Consider the following 19,320-nt stretch of genomic DNA (forward strand, 5'->3'; position numbering starts at 1 on the left):
CCAACTGTGCTGGCAAAATGATGCAAACTGTAGTGGCGAGCGCGGCGCATATTCATCCACTCCCGCGTGTTTCGACTATCCATATACATGATAGAACTCAGGCTCGAACGCGGCTCGCGTCATGCGCCGACGCTCGTCGAACAACTCGTGCAGGCTTTTTCGGGCGCTATCGAGGCCGAGACGCTGCGCGCGGGCGCGCTTTTGCCCTCGGTGCGCCGGCTGGCCGAGTCGCACGCGCTCAGCACGTTCACGGTGACCGAAGCGTATGGCAGGCTCGTGTCGATGGGTCTTGTCATCGCGCGGCGCGGTTCGGGGTATCGCGTGGCGGTGCGCCAAAAAAGCGAGCGCGTGCGGGCTGTCGAATGGCAGCCGCCTAGTCTCACGGCGACCTGGCTGCTCTCGGATGTCTTCGCGGATCATTCCGTGCCGATCAAATCCGGCTGTGGCTGGCTGCCGAACGAATGGGTCAACGAAAGCGGTTTGCAGCACGCGTTGCGCGCGGTGAGCCGCGTGCCGGCGGCGCGCATTGCCGATTACGGGCGGCCTTATGGATTTGCGCCTCTGCGCGAACGCATTGCGGAGCAGCTCGACCGGCACGGCCTGCCCGTCGATGCCGCGTCGAACGTATTGTTGACGGCCGGCGCCACGCAGGCGCTCGATCTGATCGTGCGCACGCTGCTGCGACCGGGCGATGCGGTCGTCGTCGAAGATCCCGGCTACTGCAATCTGCTGCAGATTCTGCGGCTCGCGGGTCTCGACGTGCATGGCGTGCCGCGCACCGTGGCGGGCATCGATACGGAAGCGTTCGAGCGGATTGCGATCGAGCATCGGCCGAAAGCGGTTTTTCTCAATACGACTCTGCAGAACCCGACGGGCGCGACGTTCAGCATGGCGTCGGCGTTTCGTCTGATGCAGATTGCGGAGCGCCACGGCATGTGGGTCGTCGAGGACGATGTCAATCGTGAACTCGCGCCGCCCGGCGCGCCCTTGCTCGCGGCGATGGAAGGGCTGCACCGCGTGCTGTATGTCGGCGGTTTCGCGAAGACCATCACGCCTTCGTTGCGATGCGGTTATGTCGTCGCCGAGCGCGAAGTGCTGCGCGAACTCGCGCGCACGAAGATGGCGGTGGGACTGACATCGTCGGAGACGACTGAACGGATCGTCGAGAAAGTGTTGACCGAAGGCCGCTACGCGCGGCATGTCGAATTCGTCGTGGAAAAACTGAAGGACGCGCACGCGCTCGTGGAGGAGCGCATGGACGCGCTCGGCATAGCGCTGTTCCGCCGGCCGCGCGCGGGGCTGTTCGTATGGGGCGAATTGCCGATCGATCCCGCCGATGCAGGCGACATCGCAACGCGCGCGTTATCGCATGGAATCTGGCTCGCGCCTGGCTCGTACTTTCGCCCGGGCGACGCCGAGAGCGCGTCGTTCCGCTTCAACGTCCCGTATTCGATGGACGATTCGCTGTGGTCGTTCTTGAAGGGCGCGATTACGTAGGCAACCGCGATGCAGCCTCAAGCACTTCCGCTGGACTCATGCGTGCGCTGCCTCGCGATGTTCGCGTTGCGTGGCGGCGTCACCGCTGCGCTTACGTCGGAAGGATTGCGCAGACCATGCCGTGTCTCGCGCGACGCGGCCAAATGCGCCTGTAGCCGCTCACACACGTCTTTTCTGCGTACGGGATTGAGCGGATCGCACAGACGAATGGTGAGCGTGCAAGCGTCGATATGCTTGAGACGATTGGTGGCGGGCTCGGGCGCCTCCCACAGCACGACGGTGTGCGTGCCATCGGAAACCTGCACGACCTGAAAACGTGCAAGATCGATCTTGGTCAATTCATGCGGTTCGATCGCCTGATGCATGGTGTCCTCGACATTAGCCGGCTGGGTGAGCGAGAGCAATGCAAGCACCATGCCGAGATGCGCAAAGCACGTCGGATGGTCGAGCGCGTTTCGAGGCGCATTCGCCCGCGTGCAAAAAGGACAATGCGCGCTTCAAACTACGCGCCCCGTCTTCGTGCACGCGTCATTTCCTGACCGCAACGAAGGCCGCAGTCGTGTAGGGCACGGTGACGACATCCTTGCCGCGCAACTCCGGTTCGGCTTCGATCAACGCGCGTACTTCATCGTCGATGAGCACGCGTTCCGCTTCCGGCAACGCCGCGATGAAACTGGTCGAGCGCACGCGATGCACGATCACATCGTCGGGGGAACCGGTGTGTCCGATCGAAAAATGGGTTTCGGCGAGCGCGTCGAAACCTTTATGCGGAAACGCGTGGCGCCATTCGCCTGTATAAAAGCGCGGCGCATCGCCCTCGTAGCGGTTCACGATGGCGTCGAGCTTCGCCACCCACGGCACACGAAAGTCGCGCAGATTCCAGACGAGGCCGAGCTTTCCGCCCGGCTTCAGCACGCGATGAATCTCGCTCAACGCTTCGCCGTTCGCAAACCAGTGGAACGACTGTGCGCACACGACGGCATCCACCGATGCATCGTCAAGCGGAATGGCTTGCGCGGCGCCTTCCAGCACTTCCACACCCGGCTGCGCGGCGGCGAGCTTCGCGCGCATCGAAGCGACGGGTTCGACGGCAATCACGCGCGCGCCGGTTGCAACGAGGCGCGGCGTGAACTTGCCCGTGCCCGCGCCCAGGTCGACGACGCTCGCGCCCGGCCGCAAGCCGAGCGTCTCGGCGAGCCAGCCCGCGAGTTCGGGCGGATAGTCGTGCCGTCCGCGCACGTAGCTATCCGCGTTCGCTGTGTAGCCGACGCTTGCGGCCTGATGAACGTTGGTCATGGCAGCTCCTTCATTCGCCATAGATATCGAAATCGAAATACTTTTGCTCGATGCGCTTGTACGTGCCGTCCTTGATCATTGCGGCGATGGCGCCATCGAGCTTCTCCTTCAAGTCGGTGTCTTCGCGACGCAAGCCGATAGCCGTGCCCGGTCCGAAGATCGCGGGGTCTTCGAGCGCGCCGCCTGCGAATGCGTAGGGCTTGCCGCGCGGGGTATCGAGAAAGCCGCGTTCCGCTTGCACCGCGTTTTGCAGCGACGCGTCGAGCCGGCCCGTGAGCAGATCCGCATAGACCTGATCCTGATCCGCATACGACACGATGGTGACGCCCTTCGCGCCCCAATGCGCCTTTGCGTATGTCTCTTGCATCGACCCTTGTTCGACGCCCACGGACTTGCCCGCGAGCGATTCGGCCGTAGGCTGGATCTTCGCATCGCGTTTCGAGACGAGACGCGTGGGAACGTGGAAGAGCTTGCTGGAGAAGGCGATCTGCTTGACGCGCGCGGGCGTCATCGACATGGTGGAGAGCACGCCGTCGAACTTGCGGGACTTGAGGCCGGGAATCATGCCGTCGAAGGCGTTTTCGACCCACACGCATTTTGCTTCGAGCCGCCGGCAGAGTTCGTTGCCGACATCGATATCGAAGCCGACGAGCGTTCCATCGGGCGCTTTCGATTCGAACGGCGGATAGCTCGCGTCCGTGCCGAAGCGAATGGTCGACCAGTCTTTCGCATGCGCGCTGACGGCTACAGTCAGCATGGAGCCCAGCAACACCGTCAACAGCCTCTTCACGATTAAGTCCCTTGTTTGAGTTTGATTGCTTGTGACCGCCCTGGGATTATAGAGGCTCGTGCAGGCGAAAAAACGGCCGCGTGATAGCGGCCGTTCGTTATTGCTGAGACATCGAAGCGCTCAACTCGCGCGCACTTCCACGCGACGCGGACGCGCTTCTTCACGACGCGGAATGGTCAGCTTCAGCACGCCGTTCTGCAGGTTGGCATCGATCTTCGCGGTGTCGAAGTCGTCGCTTATCGTGAATGCGCGTGCAAAGCGCGGCACGCGCAATTCGGCGTGATGCACACGCAGCGACGCCGTGACAGGGACGATTGCCTCGGCTTCGATGGTGAGACGCGAGTCATGCACTTTCACATCGAGTTTCTCGCGGGGCACGCCGGGCAGGTCGGCCCACAGCGTGATGCCCTGACTATCCTCGACGATATCGACCGCAGGCGTGACCGTCGTGCGGCGCACGGTGTCTTCCTTCCTGCGTGCAACTTCGTTTGCCTGACGCTCGGTGATTTGCGTGGTGTCGTTCATCATGTTCTCCCTGTGCCTTACTGAATGGTGATGGCGCGCGGCTTGGATGCTTCGCGCTTGCCGATGACGATAAACAAGGTGCCGTTTTCATAACGCGCTTCGACCTTGTCGGCATCCGCGTTTTGCGGCAGTTCGATCACGCGGCGAAACACGCCCGTGAAGCGTTCCCTCGCGTAGGTGCGCGAGCCTTCGGTCAATGCTTCGGCGCGCCGTTCGCCGCTGATGGTGAGCAGGCCTTTGTCGACCGTCACGTCGAGCGATGCCGGCTCGACGCCCGGCACGAATGCCACGACTTCGATGGCTTCGTCGGTGCTGCCGACGTTCAGCGAGGGAAACGCATCCGCGCGGCTGGCGCGAATGCTGGAAGGCAGATTGCCGAGAAGCGAAGACATCTGCCGTTGCACGCGGTTCAGATCGCTCAGGAAGTCGCCGCCAAAATAAAAGTCACTCATGATTCGGTCTCCGATGTTACGGCCGTCAAGCCGGCAGCAGGAAGTTGAGATATGTCACCATGACAGCGCGCTGGTTCGCTGCCTCTGCATGCAAGGTAGGTGCGACGGCTATCGTTTCAATATCGAAAAGCGTATTTTGGACGGGAATATTTATCGTTTTCGTGCTCTTGAAATGCGCGTCGGCGCGCCTAGATTGAACCGTTTCGGCATGCGCCAAGCTCTTACAATGAAGTCCGACAGTTCAGACGAGGAGACGAGACATGAAGGTGTGCATTTATGGCGCAGGCGCGATCGGCGGCTGGATCGGCGTGAAGCTCGCGCAGGCGGGTTGCGATGTCAGCGTGGTCGCACGCGGCGCGACACTAAACGCCATTCGCGCGCACGGTCTGCAACTCGTCGAGAAAGATGCGACGCATGCCGTGAAGGTCGCGGCGAGCGCATCGCCCGAAGAACTCGGTGCGCAGGATCTCGTCGTGGTGGCGGTGAAAGCGCCCGCGATGGAAGCCGTGGCCGCACAGATCGCGCCGCTTTTGAGCGAAAAGACCACGGTTCTGAGCGCGATGAACGGCGTGCCGTGGTGGTTCTGCGAAGGCCTGGGCGCCGAGTTCGCGGGCAAGCGGCTGAGTTCGATCGATCCGCACGGCGCCATCGCCGCCGCCATTCCGGCCGCGCAAACGGTGGGTTGCGTGGTCCACGCGAGTTGCTTGGTTGAAGCGCCGGGCGTGATCCGGCATCATCAAGGCAAGGGTCTCATTCTCGGCGAGGCGGCGGGGCAGTCGGGCACGCGTGCCGAAGCGCTCGTTTCGCTCTTCACGAAGGCCGGTTTCGACGCGACGCTCTCGCCGCAGATTCAGCGTGACGTGTGGTTCAAGCTCTGGGGCAACATGACGATGAACCCGATCAGCGCGATCACCGGCGCGACCACCGACCGCATCCTGAGTGACGATCTCGTGCGCGGCCTCGTCACGAACATCATGCTGGAAGCGAAGGAAATCGGCGCGCGCTTCGGCATTCCGATCGAGCAGAATCCGGCGGATCGCCATGCCGTGACACTCAAGCTCGGTGCAATGAAAACCTCCATGCTGCAAGACGTGGAAGCGCGCAAGGCCGTCGAACTGGATGCGCTCGTGGCGTCGGTACGCGAACTGGGCGCCATGACCGGCGTCGCCACGCCTTTCACCGACGCCTTGCTCGGCCTCGCGCGTCTGCATGCGCGCACGCTGGGCCTTTATCCCGCATAACGACACAACGGCATAACGGCATGACGACACGTCAAAGGATGGCGATGGATCAATACAACGCGCCGGAAGGCCGAAGCGAACTCACGGAACTGCGCGACATGCTGCGCGAGTTCGTGCGCGAGCGGGACTGGAGCCGCTTTCACTCACCGAAGAATCTGGCGAGCGCGCTTTCAGTCGAAGCGAGCGAATTGCTCGAACCGTTCACATGGCTGGCCAGCGGCGACAAGAGCGAGCTGGACGAGACGAAGCTCGTGGCGATTCGCCACGAAATGGCCGACGTGCTAGCGTATCTCGTGATGCTCGCCGATTCGCTCGACGTGGATCTGCATCGCGCGCTCATCGAGAAGATGGCGTTGAATCGCGCGAAGTATCCGGCGGACATGGTTCGCGGCGATGCCCGCAAATACTCCGAGTACAAAGCCGCAGATAACAAAGCGGATAAAAACAAAGCGGCCGGGTACAAAGCCTGATGACGCGCCGTTTCGCGCACGGTTAAGCTTGTGGATCACCGCCTTCAAAGGATTTGCCGATGGACTTCTCCCTCACGCCCGAGTTGACCGAATTGCAGGCGCGCGTGCGTGCCTTCATCGCCGAAGAGATCGTGCCGCTGGAAAGCGATGCGCGCTGCACGCCGCATGGCCCGGACGAGTCGCTGCGCGCGGAACTGATTGCCAAGGGCCGTCGTGCGGGACTTCTGTCGAGTCACGTATCGCCGGAATTCGGCGGCCTTGGGCTCAATCATGTCGCCAAGGCGATCCTTTTCGAGGAAGCGGGTTATTCGCCGCTCGGCCCGGTCGCGCTCAATATCGCCGCACCGGACGAAGGCAACATGCATTTGCTCGAAGCCGTCGCGACGCCCGAGCAGAAGGAGCGCTGGCTGCGTCCGCTCGCCGCAGGCGAGATTCGTTCGTGCTTTTGCATGACCGAACCGCCGCCGGGCGCGGGCGCCGATCCTTCCATGCTGCAAACGCTTGCCGTGCGCGATGGCGACGGCTACGTGATCGACGGCGGCAAGTGGTTCATCACGGGCGCACATGGCGCGTCGGTCGCGATCATCATGGCGCGTTTCGAGGATGGCCCCGCGACCATGTTTCTCGCCGATATGAGGAGCCCCGGCATCGTGATCGAGCGCGCAATGGATTCGCTCGATACATGCTTTCCCGGCGGCCACGGCGTGGTGCGTTTCGAAGGCTTGCGCGTGCCCGCGCAAAACGTCCTTGGCGAAGCGGGCGAGGGGTTCCGATACGCGCAGGTGCGCCTGTCGCCCGCGCGTCTCACGCATTGCATGCGCTGGCTCGGCGCGGCCCGGCGTGCGCACGATGTCGCCACGGCGTATGCGCGTCAGCGTCAGGCGTTCGGCAAGTCGCTCGGCGAACACGAGGGCGTCGGCTTCATGCTCGCCGATAACGAAATGGATCTGCACATCACGCGCCTCGCCATCTGGCATTGCGCGTGGGTGCTCGACCAGGGCGTGCTCGGCAAGCACGAATCGAGCGTCGCGAAAGTGGTGTCGTCCGAGGCGTTATGGCGTGTCGTGGATCGTTCGGTGCAAGTGCTCGGCGGACAAGGCGTCACGCACGAAACGGTCGTCGCGCGCATTTTCAGCGACATGCGCGCATTTCGCATTTACGACGGTCCGTCCGAAGTGCATCGCTGGAGCATCGCGCGGCGTATCTTGCGCGGTCAGCGGCCGCGCGCGGAGTAACGCGAGAGTACCGTGCTCAGGCAGCAGAAACGCTACCTAGTTCGCGCCGGTCGCGCGTTGCGCTTGCCGTTGCTGGGAGACGATCTGTCCCGCGCGCATGGCATTGTCGGGATAGTTCAGCCAGTCGTTCGGATCGTAGCCGGCCGCGCGCCAGGCGAGAAACTCCTGCTTGACCTGAGCGCGTGTCTTCGGCGCGGAAGGGTCGCCGATCGGCGCGACCGGCTGGGCGAGCGCGCTCGCGGCACATGAGGCGACGGTCGCAAAAAGTATCAGATGGGAAAGACGAAATTTAGATGCCATGGCGATCACCTCGCATCGCGTCGAGCGGTTATTCCATTCTAGGCGACGGACACACGGCGGACACGTTAGAAGCGCCACTTATCCGCATCGAATAGAGGTGTTTTTGGTGAGATAGCCTTGAGTCAATACGGGTGCTTCATTGTCGATCTTCCGTCTATCTCGTGTAAAAGGTTCCGCAATGATCTGTCTCGTCGGATCGGTACCACGCCTCGGGAAACCCCGTGTTGCAATGCAGCATCCCATTGCGTATGCTGTTCTGAGCGGGGCGGCTCACAGCCGCTCAAGAATATCAACAGACATCGACGCAATAACAAAGCGCCCGTTTTCGAGGGCGTTCGTCGAGGAGGCAGGTTAGCCTTACGAACGTCAGCTTGAAGGAGCCGCAAACATGGACTTGACCTTATCGTCTCTGCCGACGCTGCATGTTTTTTATCAGGAAGGCGGCTGGCATTGGGCCATCACCGTCGAACGTGCCGCGGGTGTCGGCATGAAAATCGCCGCTTATAGCGACGAAGGTTTCGATACGGAAGAGGAAGCGCGCGAAGACGGCGAGCAAGTGCTTCGCTCCGACGACTGGCGTTCGCGTCAAATCTTCAGCCGCGGCGAGCGGCAGCAGGGCTGCACATAACGGACGATCGTCGGGCCTCGTTGCTTCTCTGTCTTCTAGCTTTTCTGCGTTTTATCTTCGGCCGCGTTATGCGTGACACGCTGCACGTCGTTATCGACACGAATCGCATGGGTCGATGTCTCTGTGCTTCTCTCTCTCGATGCACTCCGCTTCGCGATGCCTTGCATGAATTCGCTTCGCCGTGCAGTAGTCTGCGTTTCATCAATCCGCTAAGTCGAGCGCGGTAAAGTTCGAGATGCAACGTGCGTCTTCAGCGCATGCTTTCTCAGCCGCCGATTCGCGGATTACCTACATGAACCACGACGAGCACCAACGGTTTCAGCCCAGCCCGAGCCTTTTGGACGCGACGCGAGATAGTTACCGCGAGGCGATTTATCGCATCGATATCGAGCCGGTCGTGGAGATGAAAATCGGCGAGCATAATGCCGATGTTGCTTCACTTCTTTCAAGGCATCATGTCTTTAGCGCGGTGTTCGTGACGGCCTTCAATCCATTCGGACACGTGCTTGAACCGGCGCATAACGCAAAGCGGCAGTGCTTGCTGATCGACCATGTCGAACGAGCGGGCTTGCATGCGCTGCCCGGAGCCGGCATCGATCCGAAGGGAAAGTGGATCGCCGAAGCAAGTCTTTTCGTCCTCGGCACGACGCGCCAATTCGCCGATGCGCTTATGCAAAAGTTCGAGCAGAACGCCGTGGTTTATGTCGATGCTGCGGGTCTGCCTTGTTTGCTGTGGCATCCGGTTTATCGTTGAATTGGTATTCGCCGTTGATTCTTCATCACTGGGTTTCTAACTGACCGCGTCGCATGATTCGGACAGGTGGTGCTATGTGCACGCGCCAGTTGCTAACGTGATCGTCCATAAGCCACGCAACGCCATTGCAAGTAATGCGTGGCACGCGCGACAAACGTAGACAGTTTTCGACACCTTCGTCGACGATGTCTGCATGCCTTCTGCCCGATCGATTTGCCAACACTACCGAACGCTTCGGACCCGATACCGCGTTTTCAGTCCGCGTCTTGCAAGCGTGTGACTTTGTTCTGCTTTTCGTTAGCGACAAGTCCTTCTGTCGAATGTCCGGCGTCCCATCAAAGTAGGAACATTCTGATTGTTACGAACGGTTAATCCGCGAGTAAATAGCGGCCTTCCGCTTCGGGCGTGACCTGCGTTTTGAAATCTTTATAAAACTATAAGAAATGAATAAGCATTCCTACCGGCTGGTTTTCAGTCGCGTGCGACGTATGTTGGTGGTAGTGGCTGAGTTTGCATCGGCCCACGGTAATGGTGCTGCACGGGGAGAAGGTCTTGCACGGCGCGCGCCCGTCGCCTCGATGTTTCAATCAGCTTTTAGCGCAATGGCCTGGGCGGCCATGCTGCTGCTCGGTTCGGCTTCCGGGCTGACGTTTGCACAGATCGTCGCCGCACCCGGTTCCGGCGCGCAGGTCATTCAAACTCAGAATGGTTTGAATCAGGTCAACATCGCGCGACCGTCCGGCAGCGGTGTTTCCGTCAATAATTTTTCACAATTCGACGTACCTGCGAAGGGCGCGATTCTCAATAATTCGCCGGTCAATATCCAAAGCCAGCTAGCGGGATATATCTCGGGTAATGGGAATCTGACACCCGGCAATTCAGCGAAGATCATCGTCAATCAGGTGATGAACAATGCGCCTTCGCAGCTGCACGGGTATTTGGAAGTTGCGGGGCCTAAAGCAGAGGTGGTCGTCGCCAATCCGAATGGCTTGGTAGTCGACGGCGCGGGCTTCATCAACACTTCGCGCGTCATTCTCACCACCGGCACGCCGAATTATGGCCCGAACGGCAGTCTCGCGGGCTTCGATGTCACGGGCGGCAATATCACCGTGCAAGGCGCGGGGCTGAACGCCACCAACGTCGATCAAGTTGATCTTCTGGCTCGCGCGATTCAAATCAATGCGGCGGTGTACGCCAACAATTTGAACGCCATCGCAGGTTCGAATCGGGTTGATCATGACACGCTTGCCGTGACGCCCATTGCTGGCAATGGTACAGCACCGGCAGTTGCGATCGACGTGAGCGCCCTGGGTGGTATGTACGCCAACCGGATCTTTCTCACGAGCAACGAATATGGCGTCGGTGTATCGACCAAGGGTGTGCTGGCCGCGCAAGCCGGCGATCTGACGCTGCAGTCGAATGGTCAACTCGTGCTTGCCGGAACGACGAATGCCAGCGGCTCGATCAACGCATCGGCGCGCGATGGCATTTCGAACAGTGGCACGACATACGCGCAAGGCAATGTCATCGCCACGACGAGTGGTGCGCTGAACAATAGCGGCACACTGGCTGCGCAGCAGAACACGTCAGTCAGCGCAGGCAGCGTCGCATCGACGGGGACGCTCGGCGCGGGCGTGAGTACCAATGGCGCGGTCGCTCAGAGCGGCGATCTGACCGTCATGGCCTCGGGTGCGGTAAGCGCGACCGGTCAGAACGTGGCGGGCGCAAGTGCGACGCTCTCCGGCAGCAGCATCAATCTTGCGGGCAGCCAGACCGCGGCAAACGGCGACGTTTCATTGTCCGCGACCGCAGGGGATCTAAACCTGTCGGGCGCGACGACGAGCGCGGGTTCATCGGTGGTGGCCCGTGCAGCAGGCGCGCTTGTAAATGATCACGGGGCCTTGACGGCTGGCGGCAGTGTGACGCTCGACGCGGGCAGACTCTCGAATCAAGGGGGCCAGGTCTCGGCGCAAGGACCGCTCATCGTGCAGAGCGCGAGTCAGATTGCCAACCAGAGCGGCTCGCTCGTATCGCAAGGCGCAATGCAGGTGCGCGGCGGCATCATCGCGAACAATCAGGGGACGATGCAAAGCGCGGCGGCGCTGTCGGTTTCGGGGACATCGCTTGACAATACCGCTGGGCGCACCACGTCACTCAACGGCGATGGCCTGACGCTGTCGACCACCGGCCAGCTCACAAACGTGGCTGGCGCGACCGCGACGGGCGCACAGGGTGGCGTGATCGGTGGTAATGGCGCGGTTACGCTCCAAGGCGGGAGCATCGCGAACCACGGCGCGGTGAGCGCGCAGACGGATTTGCAGCTCACGAGCGCCTCGCTCGATAACAGCAACGGCACGCTTGCGGCGGCCGGCAATGCGACGGTGAACGCCGGCACGCATCTAGCCAACAACGGCGGGTCGATCACGGCAGGCCAGCGCGCCACACTCAGCGCGACCACGCTCGACAACAGCGCGGGGGCCATGCAGGCGGCGCAGTTGTCGCTGAACGCGACGAACCTCGTCAATCACGCGGGCATCGTTACGCAGACGGGCTCCGGGCCGATGACTGTCGCCGTATCGGGCGCGCTGGACAATTCGAACGGCGGCACGCTGCAGACCAATAGCACGGATCTGACGTTGACACCCGCCACGCTCGATAATGACGGCGGCACGATTACGCATGCCGGGAACGGCATGTTGTCGATCAATGCTGCCAACGGCGCGGGCGCACTGTCGAACTCGGGCGGGACCATCCAGAGCAACGGGCAGGTCACCGCGCAGGCTGGAAGTTTCAACAACGCGGCAGGCACGCTGATCGGCCAGAAAGGCCTTGCGGCCACAGTCGGCGGCACGCTCAACAACGCCAACGGCAAGCTGCTGTCCAATGCCGATCTGACTGTGACGAGCGGCACGCTGACCAATGACGGCGGGCAGATCGGCGCGGGCGCGAACGAAACGATTCGTACCGGATCGCTGACGAACAACGGCGGCTCCATTGTCGCCCCGAACCTTACGCTTGCGACCAGCGGCACGCTCGATAACAGCGCCGGCGACATCGAAGCGAACCAACTCGCCTTGACCGCGACCGACTTGCTGAACCACAGCGGCACGATCACGCAGTACGGCACGGCGACGATGGGGTTCAACGTTGTCGGCACGTTCGATAATTCGAACGGCGGCACGCTTCAGAGCAACAGCACCGACCTGACGCTCACGCCCGCCACGCTGATCAATGACGGCGGCGCCATCCTCGCGGCCGGCAGCGGCACATTGACGATTGCGCCCGGCAACGGCGCGGGCGCCTTCTCGAACGCGGGTGGCAAGATCATCGCGGCTGGCCAGATTGCGGCGCAAGCGGCCAGCCTGAACAACGCGAACGGGGTGCTAGCCGCGCAGGGCAATCTCGCGGCCAACATTGCGGGCGATGTGAACAACGCGCAGGGCGCGATGCGTTCGCTTGGATCGCTGTCGCTTGCGAGCGGCGGTGCGCTGAGCAACACGAATGGCCAGATTCAGTCTGGCACGGACACCCGCGATGCAAGCACGCTCGACGTTCAGGCGGCGTCCATCGATAACACGAGCGGGCTTATCGGCGATCTCGGTACAGGCGACATGCACGTGCAAGGCGGCAGCCGGATCGTCAACAGCGGTGGCGTGATCACGGGCAACGGTAATGTCGCCGTCGACACATCAACGCTCGTAAATACGAACGGCGCGCAACTCAGTGGCGCGAACGTCGCCGTGCAGGCGGACACCGTGGACAACAGCGCTGGCCAGATTGGCAGCCTTGCGGACACGATGGGCGATGTCGCCATCACGACCACCGGCGCGATCACGAACACGAACGGACAAATTGGCGCGAGTCACGATCTCCTGGTGACCGCGGCCACCCTCGCGGGCGGCGGTGCATACAGCGCGGCCGACGACGTTGCAGTGAACGTTCAGGGCAACTTCACGCTCGCTTCAGATCTGCAACTCAAAGCCGGTCACGACCTGACCTTCACCCTGCCTGGCACGTTCAACAACGGCGCCGCGCTGGAGTCGGTCAACAACCTGAACGTCAACGCAGGCGACATCGCAAACAGCGGCGTCATGATGGCCGGCGGCACGCTCACCACGTACTCGAATACGCTGACGAACACCGGCGCGATCATCGGTGGCAGCGTCTCGCTGAATGCGAACAGCACGCTCTCCAACGTCGGACCGACCGCACTGATCGGCGCCACCGACAGCAATGGTTTGCTGGAGCTGCTCGCATCCGACATCGAGAACCGCGACGACACGACGATGACCGATACGCAGGCCACCACTGCGATCTTCGGTCTCGGCAACGTCGTGCTGGCAGGCGCCAAGGATGCGAACGGCAACTATACGAACGCAAACTTGATCCGCAACCAGTCTGCGCTGATCGAATCGGCGGGCGATATGGCGCTGCACGCCGATCAGGTCACGAACACCCGTACGACGATGACCACCACCGGGCTGAATCAGCCGGTCGATCCGAATCTGCTGACGCAACTCGGCATCAGTCTGTCTGGATGCACAGCGGTGGTTGCCGCCGCGTGCGCGGGTCAGGATGTGGGCTGGACCACCTCGACCCCGGACATGATTGGCGGCGTCGATATCGAGCCGCCGCACGGTGGCCAGTGGAACAGCGGCTACCAGTACACGACCTATACGGGCGTGGCGGTGGCGAACCTGATCGCCTCCATCAGCCCGCAAGCGCAGATCGTGGCGGGCGGCAATCTGGACGCGTCGAAGGTGGGGCTGTTCCAGAACTACTGGAGCGCGGTGACGGCGGTGAGCAACATCGCCGCGCCCGTTTCGCTCGACCAGAACAGCTGGCAGGGGCAATCCACGCCTCAGGTGCAGATCACCTATTCGGGCTACTACCACTACAACAACTACGACAACTCGGAACACAACTGGACCCTGCCGTTTGGTGACGCGCCTTTCGTGGGCGGCCGGCCCGGTGGCTACAGTCAGGCCGCGCCTGCCGATGTCCGCTTGTACGCGCTGCCAAGCGACGAATCGAGCTTCGTCGCGGGCGGCACGCTTTCGGGCACGGGCATCAGCATCGACAACACGGCAGGCAACGCGGGCATTCCGTCGATGGGACTCGCGCCCGGCCAGGCAATGTCAGGCGTGAATATCGGCGGAGTGAACGGTAGTGCGGGCGGCGCCAAGGCTGGCACGGCGAGCGTCAATGGCGGCTCGGGCCTCGTGAATCCCGTCATCGCCAGCGCGACGGCGCTCAATGTCCTGGAGAATCTTTCGATTCCCGCAGGCGGATTGTTCAGTCGGACCACCGCGCCGGGCGTCACGTATCTGATCGCGACGAACCCGGCCTTCACGAACCAGAAGAGTTTCATCTCCAGCGATTACTACCTGCAGCAGCTCGACATCGACCCGCAGAAGGTCGAGAAGCGTCTGGGCGATGGCTTCTACGAGCAGCAGCTCGTACGCAATCAGATCACGTCGCTGACCGGCAAGGCGGTGCTGGGACCGTACACCGATCTCCAGTCGATGTACGAGGCCATGCTCGGCGCGGGTGCATCGCTCGCGCAATCGTTGAATCTGCCGCTGGGCATGAGTCTGTCGCCGGAACAGGTGGCGTCGTTGACGTCCAACGTCATCATCATGCAGACCGAGGTGGTCGACGGGCAGTCGGTGCTGGTGCCGGTGGTGTATCTGGCAAAGTCGAGTCAGCAGAACATGAACGGACCGCTGATCGCGGCGACCGACATCGATCTGAAGAACGCGCAGACCTTCACCAACAGCGGCACGGTGCAGGCGGGCAATACCTTGTCGATTCAGGGCAATCAGATCAACAACGCCTTCGGCACGCTGCAAAGCGGCGGCCTCATGTCGCTCACGACGAAGGGTAATGTCGATCTAACGTCGGCGAGCGTGAACGCCGGCAGTCTCGCGCTGAATGCCGGTGGCGATTTGATCCTCAACACGGCGGTGAAGACCGTCGATCAGATCAGCCCGACGGGCGCCACGCGCACCACCGCAACGCTCGGACCCATCGCGAGCCTGAACGTCGCGGGCAACGCGGTCATCGTGACGGGCGGTAACGTCGAGCAGAACGCGGGCAACCTGAACGTGGGTGGCAACCTCGGCATGATCGTCGGTGGCGACTGGGATCTCGGCTCGGTGCAGACCGGTGAGCACAAGGTGGTCGAGCGCGCGAACGGTGTGTCGAACACCGATATCAATCGGACGACGGGCAGCAACGTGAACGTCGGGGGTGTATCGCTGATTGGCGTGGGTGGCGATCTGACGGCGACCGGCGCGAACCTGAATCTCGGCGGTGGCGGCTCGCTTGCGGCCAATGGCAACGTAACGTTGCAGGCAGCCAAGGCGACCTCGACGATCGACGCCAGCAGCGCGGGCAGCGACCACCACGGCAGCTACGCGGAGTCGATGCACACCGCCGACGATACGCTCACGGCCACCACACTCAACGCGGGCAATTCGCTGAGCGTGGTGGCGGGCAAGGACATCAGCCTCACCGGCAGCGCAATCAGCCTCGACAAAGGGACGGCGACGCTTGCCGCGGTGGGCAATGTCAATGTCGGCGCGGCCACCGAAACGCATGTCGACAACTCGCAGGAAACGCATAGCCACAGCAATGTGGTGAGCGGCAAGGAGGTGGCGAGTTCGTCTAATTCGACGGCGATCCTTTCGCAAGGCAGCATGATTTCCGCCGATGCGGTGACGATCACCAGCGGCAAGGATATCAACGTGCAAGGCAGCACGATTGTCGGCACGAACGATGTGTCGCTCAATGCCACGCACGACGTGAATATCACCACGACGCAAGACACCATGCAGTCGTCGGGCAGCCATCAGGAGACACGCACGGGGTTGGGCACGAGCGGGTTGACTGTCACGGTCGGCACCAACAAGCTCGCCACGACCGATCAGGCATCGAGCGTGACGAACAACGCGAGTACGGTCGGCTCGATCAACGGCGACCTGTCGATCCAGGCCGGCAACACGTTACACGTGACGGGTAGCGATCTTGTTGCGGGCGGAAACCTCGCGGGCACGGCGGCGAACGTCATCATCGACGCTGCAACCGATACCTCGCATCAGGCGCAGACGCAGAAGACCAGCAGCAGCGGCGTCACGCTCGGACTCGCGGGTTCGGTGGGCGACGCGATCAACAACGCGTATTCGGAATCTCAGGCCATCGGCCATTCGGCCAGCAGTGGCAATGACCGAGCGGCAGCGCTCCACGGCATCGCGGCGGTGGGCGACGCCGCGATGGTCGCGAACGGTGCAAAAGCCCTCGCCGGTGGCGGCAAGCCCGACATCGGTGTCAAGGTGAGTATCGGTTCGAGCAAGAGCCAGAGCCAGTCGTCGGAAGATCAGACCACGCAGCGCGGCTCCAGTGTGCAGGCAGGCGGCACCGTGGCGTTCGTCGCGACCGGGGATGGCACGCCGGGCAGCGGTAACGTGACCATCGCCGGTTCGAATGTGGGCGCGAACGACGTATCGCTCGCGGCCAAGAACCAAGTGAATATCGTCAACACGACGGACACCGACTCGACGCGTAGCTCGAATAGTTCGAGCAGCGCCAGCATCGGCGTCCAGTACACGTTGGGCAGCGGCTATGGCGTCTCGGCGGCGATGGCAAACGCGCATGGCGATGCGAACAGTGACGCATCGATCCAGAACGCCTCGCATGTCACGGGGGCGAACAGCGTCACGGTTATTTCGGGCGGCGACACCAACATCATCGGCTCGCAGCTGAACGGCAAGCAGATTGCGGCCGATGTGGGCGGGAACCTCAACATCACGAGCGTGCAGGACGTGACGAACAGCGCCGCGCACCAGAGCAGCGCGGGCGGCGGGGTTACGATCAGCCAGGGTGGCGGTAGCGCGAGCTTCAGCGCACAAAACGGTCATGCCGATTCGAACTACCAAGGCGTCAATGAGCAGGCCGGGATCAATGCGGGCGATGCCGGTTTCAACGTCAACGTCAAGGGCAACACCGGTCTCACTGGCGCGGTGATATCGAGCACGGCGGGCGCCTCGAAGAATAGCCTCACGACTGGCACGCTCACGTATAGCGACATTCAGAACCAGTCGCACTACGACGCCAACAGCAACGGTATCAGCGCGGGTGTAGGTGTTGGGGTAACGGGCAAAGCGACGGGCCCCGGTTCGGTGAGTGGCTCGGGCGGCGTCACGCCGATGATGTCGCAGAACGAGAGCGGAGATTCGAGTGCGACGACGCGCAGCGCGATCAGCGCGGGGACGATCAGCATCATGAACCCGAGCGGGCAGACGCAGGATGTGGCGGGTCTTTCTCGCGACACGACGAACACGAATGGCACCGTTTCAAAGACGCCGGACGTGAACAAGATTCTCAGCCAGCAAGCCGATACGATGCAGGCCGCGCAGGCAGCGGGTCAGGTGGTGGCGCAGGGGATCGGGGCGTATGCGGATAGCAAGCGGGATGAGGCGTTGAAGAATGCTCAAGCGATCCTCAACAATCCTGATGCCACACAAGCGGATATGCAGGCGGCGGCGGGATATCTTGGTGACTTCGACAACTGGGATGAGGGAGGCGCGAATAGAACAGTGCTGCACATCGCGGGCGGGGCGCTGATCGGTGGGCTCGGTGGCGGTGGTTTCGGAACAGCGCTCCAGGGTGCAACGGGCGCGGGGCTATCGGCAGCGATGGCGAAGCAGTTGGAAGATATCTACAAGGGTGTGGGATCAGCCACCGGTTCGGAACTGCTGGGCAACATAGCAGCCAATGTGGTCGCCGGTGTCGGCGGTGCGCTGCTCGGTGGCAGCGTTGGGGCGAGCACAGCATCGAATGTTGAGTTGTATAACCAGTCGGCACACCGGAAACCGAAAGACCTCATATCACAGGTGTGTCCAGCGGGGGCGCAGTGCAGTGATGCAACGTTGAATGCGGCGATTCAGGCTCAGGGGGCAAATGCAGATGCGGCCGCTGGTACTCTCCAGCCTAATTACGCAACTGTCGGCGGTGGAGTGCTGTCCGCCACGGGCAGTATTGCCGCAAACCTTTATGATGGGACTGTATATGCGTCTGGTGGAATAGCTCAGGCGAACCCATCAGCAACGTCTTGGATACCGGGCGGCAGCGCAACCCTTGGTTGGATCCTCGGTTCATCCAATGCACAATTGACGAATGAATTCTTAAATGGCGATGCAAATCAATTCTTCGTTTCTTTGCCAACCCCATTTGGCGCCAACGTTTATGCAGCCATTACGCATGCATACGGTGGATCGACAGCAATTGAGCTTGGCGTTAGTCCTCCCGGTAGTAAAACATTCGGTGTTGTACCGTGGAGTCATGCCAATAAAATAGGCGGAAAAAGTAATTGAGGAGCTAGATATGGCAGCAGGTGGCGGCCCTTCACTCGATCAATGGAAGCAAATGAGCAAGAAGGAGCGACTCAGGTACTGGATATTTATGGGCGTGCTTGTAACCTTGGGATCAACGGCAGTTGCGTATGCTCTGCTGGTCCGCTGAGTCTCGCAGTTCAAACGATGAACCCGGCGGGTGCCGGGTTTATCGTTTATGGGTGTTGTTCAGTTGCGTCTGTTGCGTCGTTGCAGCATGGCCTCAGCTTCAGGTTCGGTCATGTACCTGCTGGCGATCCTGTAGTCATAGTCCGGGGTGACGGTGATGTGTCCATGCCGGTAGTCGATACTGAACAGGACCTGGTTGCCCGGCAGGAAGCCCGCGTGTTCGAGCATGGCATCGGTGATCTGCATCCACGGAAAGGTCGTACGCCTGTCGTGTTCGTGCGTGGGGTCAGCTTCAAGGGCGACGCAAGTGCGCGTGACGTGTTCGTCGTGTGTGCGACGTGGTTTAAGATTGGCGTCAGCCATGGTCAGTTCTCCATGTGAACTGGTTGTAGTCAGCGGGCCGTGAGTGTTGCCTGCGGCAGCCGTCAGCCCCGGCGGGATAAATGGTTCGTCATGCGATGTTATTAGGATGAGCGCGGCGCGTCATCTGGCAAACTCGCCTTTCTAAGCTCAAAACCGCGTCGGGGAAAGAAATTGCTGGGTGTCAGGTGCGTCGGAGAAAACCGGGTTGTAAGTGCTTGGCGCGTCGAGGAAAGACGGAGTTTGGCAAC

The 19,320-nt window shown here is 61.6% G+C and carries 14 protein-coding genes; 7 read left to right on the forward strand and 7 right to left on the reverse strand.

All coding sequences use genetic code 11. The annotated features are described in order from the left end of the window. Positions 1-87 precede the first annotated feature (87 nt). Positions 88-1,497 (forward strand): aminotransferase-like domain-containing protein, encoded by a 1,410-nt coding sequence (locus NCT03_RS16785; protein ID WP_250493202.1) that lies wholly within the window; start codon positions 88-90, stop codon positions 1,495-1,497. 17 nt (positions 1,498-1,514) lie between these two features. Here the strand turns inward: NCT03_RS16785 and NCT03_RS16790 are convergent, their stop codons facing one another. From NCT03_RS16790 to NCT03_RS16810, 5 genes are all read right to left on the reverse strand, one after another. Further along, on the reverse strand, positions 1,515-1,913 hold the full coding sequence (locus NCT03_RS16790; RefSeq protein ID WP_244828624.1) for a hypothetical protein: 399 nt from the start codon (positions 1,911-1,913) through the stop codon (positions 1,515-1,517). A 112-nt stretch (positions 1,914-2,025) separates the two neighbouring features. Then, on the reverse strand, positions 2,026-2,793 hold the full coding sequence (locus NCT03_RS16795; protein ID WP_250493203.1) for a class I SAM-dependent methyltransferase: 768 nt from the start codon (positions 2,791-2,793) through the stop codon (positions 2,026-2,028). A 10-nt stretch (positions 2,794-2,803) separates the two neighbouring features. Further along, complete coding sequence (locus NCT03_RS16800; protein WP_250466645.1) at positions 2,804-3,583, reverse strand: ABC transporter substrate-binding protein; 780 nt, start codon at positions 3,581-3,583, stop codon at positions 2,804-2,806. A gap of 120 nt (positions 3,584-3,703) precedes the next feature. Further along, positions 3,704-4,108 carry an Hsp20/alpha crystallin family protein gene (locus tag NCT03_RS16805; RefSeq protein WP_250493346.1) on the reverse strand — a complete coding sequence of 135 codons (405 nt, stop codon included), beginning with the start codon at positions 4,106-4,108 and terminating at the stop codon, positions 3,704-3,706. A gap of 17 nt (positions 4,109-4,125) precedes the next feature. Further along, on the reverse strand, positions 4,126-4,560 hold the full coding sequence (locus NCT03_RS16810) for an Hsp20/alpha crystallin family protein (protein WP_250493204.1): 435 nt from the start codon (positions 4,558-4,560) through the stop codon (positions 4,126-4,128). A 260-nt stretch (positions 4,561-4,820) separates the two neighbouring features. On the opposite strand from NCT03_RS16810, the gene NCT03_RS16815 reads away from it, so the two are divergent. Genes NCT03_RS16815 through NCT03_RS16825 form a run of 3 tightly spaced genes read left to right on the forward strand, consistent with a single transcriptional unit; the run spans position 4,821 to position 7,506 of the window. Then, positions 4,821-5,801: a 2-dehydropantoate 2-reductase gene (locus NCT03_RS16815; protein ID WP_250493205.1), complete on the forward strand. Its 981-nt coding sequence runs from the start codon at positions 4,821-4,823 to the stop codon at positions 5,799-5,801. A 44-nt stretch (positions 5,802-5,845) separates the two neighbouring features. Then, positions 5,846-6,271 (forward strand): nucleotide pyrophosphohydrolase, encoded by a 426-nt coding sequence (locus NCT03_RS16820; RefSeq protein ID WP_250493347.1) that lies wholly within the window; start codon positions 5,846-5,848, stop codon positions 6,269-6,271. 59 nt (positions 6,272-6,330) lie between these two features. Beyond that, complete coding sequence (locus NCT03_RS16825; RefSeq protein WP_250493206.1) at positions 6,331-7,506, forward strand: acyl-CoA dehydrogenase family protein; 1,176 nt, start codon at positions 6,331-6,333, stop codon at positions 7,504-7,506. A 36-nt stretch (positions 7,507-7,542) separates the two neighbouring features. On the opposite strand, the gene NCT03_RS16830 is transcribed toward NCT03_RS16825, so the two are convergent. Next, positions 7,543-7,806: a DUF4148 domain-containing protein gene (locus NCT03_RS16830; RefSeq protein WP_250493207.1), complete on the reverse strand. Its 264-nt coding sequence runs from the start codon at positions 7,804-7,806 to the stop codon at positions 7,543-7,545. 388 nt (positions 7,807-8,194) lie between these two features. Here NCT03_RS16830 and NCT03_RS16835 point away from each other — a divergent pair, with 388 nt between their 5' ends. The 3 genes from NCT03_RS16835 (at position 8,195) to NCT03_RS16845 (ending at position 18,562) form a co-directional block, all read left to right on the forward strand. Next, a complete protein-coding gene (locus tag NCT03_RS16835; RefSeq protein ID WP_244828611.1) occupies positions 8,195-8,434 on the forward strand; it encodes a hypothetical protein in 240 nt (79 codons plus the stop codon). Between the two features lie 403 nt (positions 8,435-8,837). Further along, complete coding sequence (locus tag NCT03_RS16840) at positions 8,838-9,188, forward strand: DUF3293 domain-containing protein (protein WP_250493348.1); 351 nt, start codon at positions 8,838-8,840, stop codon at positions 9,186-9,188. A 443-nt stretch (positions 9,189-9,631) separates the two neighbouring features. Then, positions 9,632-18,562, forward strand: a complete 8,931-nt coding sequence (locus tag NCT03_RS16845) for a two-partner secretion domain-containing protein (RefSeq protein WP_284503313.1) — start codon at positions 9,632-9,634, stop codon at positions 18,560-18,562. Positions 18,563-18,769: 207 nt separating this feature from the next. Here the strand turns inward: NCT03_RS16845 and NCT03_RS16850 are convergent, their stop codons facing one another. After that, entirely contained in the window at positions 18,770-19,072 is a 303-nt protein-coding gene (locus tag NCT03_RS16850; protein WP_250493208.1) for a hypothetical protein, read from the reverse strand. Between the last annotated feature and the right edge of the window lie 248 nt (positions 19,073-19,320).

This window comes from Caballeronia sp. GAWG1-1, from assembly GCF_023631465.1.
GTDB lineage: Bacteria > Pseudomonadota > Gammaproteobacteria > Burkholderiales > Burkholderiaceae > Caballeronia.

What these genes read in the sequence shown, in the direction of transcription:
- NCT03_RS16785 (WP_250493202.1), top strand. Translation starts at nt 88, where the DNA reads ATGATAGAACTCAGGCTCGAACGCGGCTCGCGTCATGCGCCGACGCTC.
- NCT03_RS16790 (WP_244828624.1), bottom strand. Translation starts at nt 1,913, where the DNA reads ATGGTGCTTGCATTGCTCTCGCTCACCCAGCCGGCTAATGTCGAGGAC.
- NCT03_RS16795 (WP_250493203.1), bottom strand. Translation starts at nt 2,793, where the DNA reads ATGACCAACGTTCATCAGGCCGCAAGCGTCGGCTACACAGCGAACGCG.
- NCT03_RS16805 (WP_250493346.1), bottom strand. Translation starts at nt 4,108, where the DNA reads ATGAACGACACCACGCAAATCACCGAGCGTCAGGCAAACGAAGTTGCA.
- NCT03_RS16810 (WP_250493204.1), bottom strand. Translation starts at nt 4,560, where the DNA reads ATGAGTGACTTTTATTTTGGCGGCGACTTCCTGAGCGATCTGAACCGC.
- NCT03_RS16815 (WP_250493205.1), top strand. Translation starts at nt 4,821, where the DNA reads ATGAAGGTGTGCATTTATGGCGCAGGCGCGATCGGCGGCTGGATCGGC.
- NCT03_RS16820 (WP_250493347.1), top strand. Translation starts at nt 5,846, where the DNA reads ATGGATCAATACAACGCGCCGGAAGGCCGAAGCGAACTCACGGAACTG.
- NCT03_RS16825 (WP_250493206.1), top strand. Translation starts at nt 6,331, where the DNA reads ATGGACTTCTCCCTCACGCCCGAGTTGACCGAATTGCAGGCGCGCGTG.
- NCT03_RS16830 (WP_250493207.1), bottom strand. Translation starts at nt 7,806, where the DNA reads ATGGCATCTAAATTTCGTCTTTCCCATCTGATACTTTTTGCGACCGTC.
- NCT03_RS16835 (WP_244828611.1), top strand. Translation starts at nt 8,195, where the DNA reads ATGGACTTGACCTTATCGTCTCTGCCGACGCTGCATGTTTTTTATCAG.
- NCT03_RS16840 (WP_250493348.1), top strand. Translation starts at nt 8,838, where the DNA reads ATGAAAATCGGCGAGCATAATGCCGATGTTGCTTCACTTCTTTCAAGG.
- NCT03_RS16845 (WP_284503313.1), top strand. Translation starts at nt 9,632, where the DNA reads ATGAATAAGCATTCCTACCGGCTGGTTTTCAGTCGCGTGCGACGTATG.
- NCT03_RS16850 (WP_250493208.1), bottom strand. Translation starts at nt 19,072, where the DNA reads ATGGCTGACGCCAATCTTAAACCACGTCGCACACACGACGAACACGTC.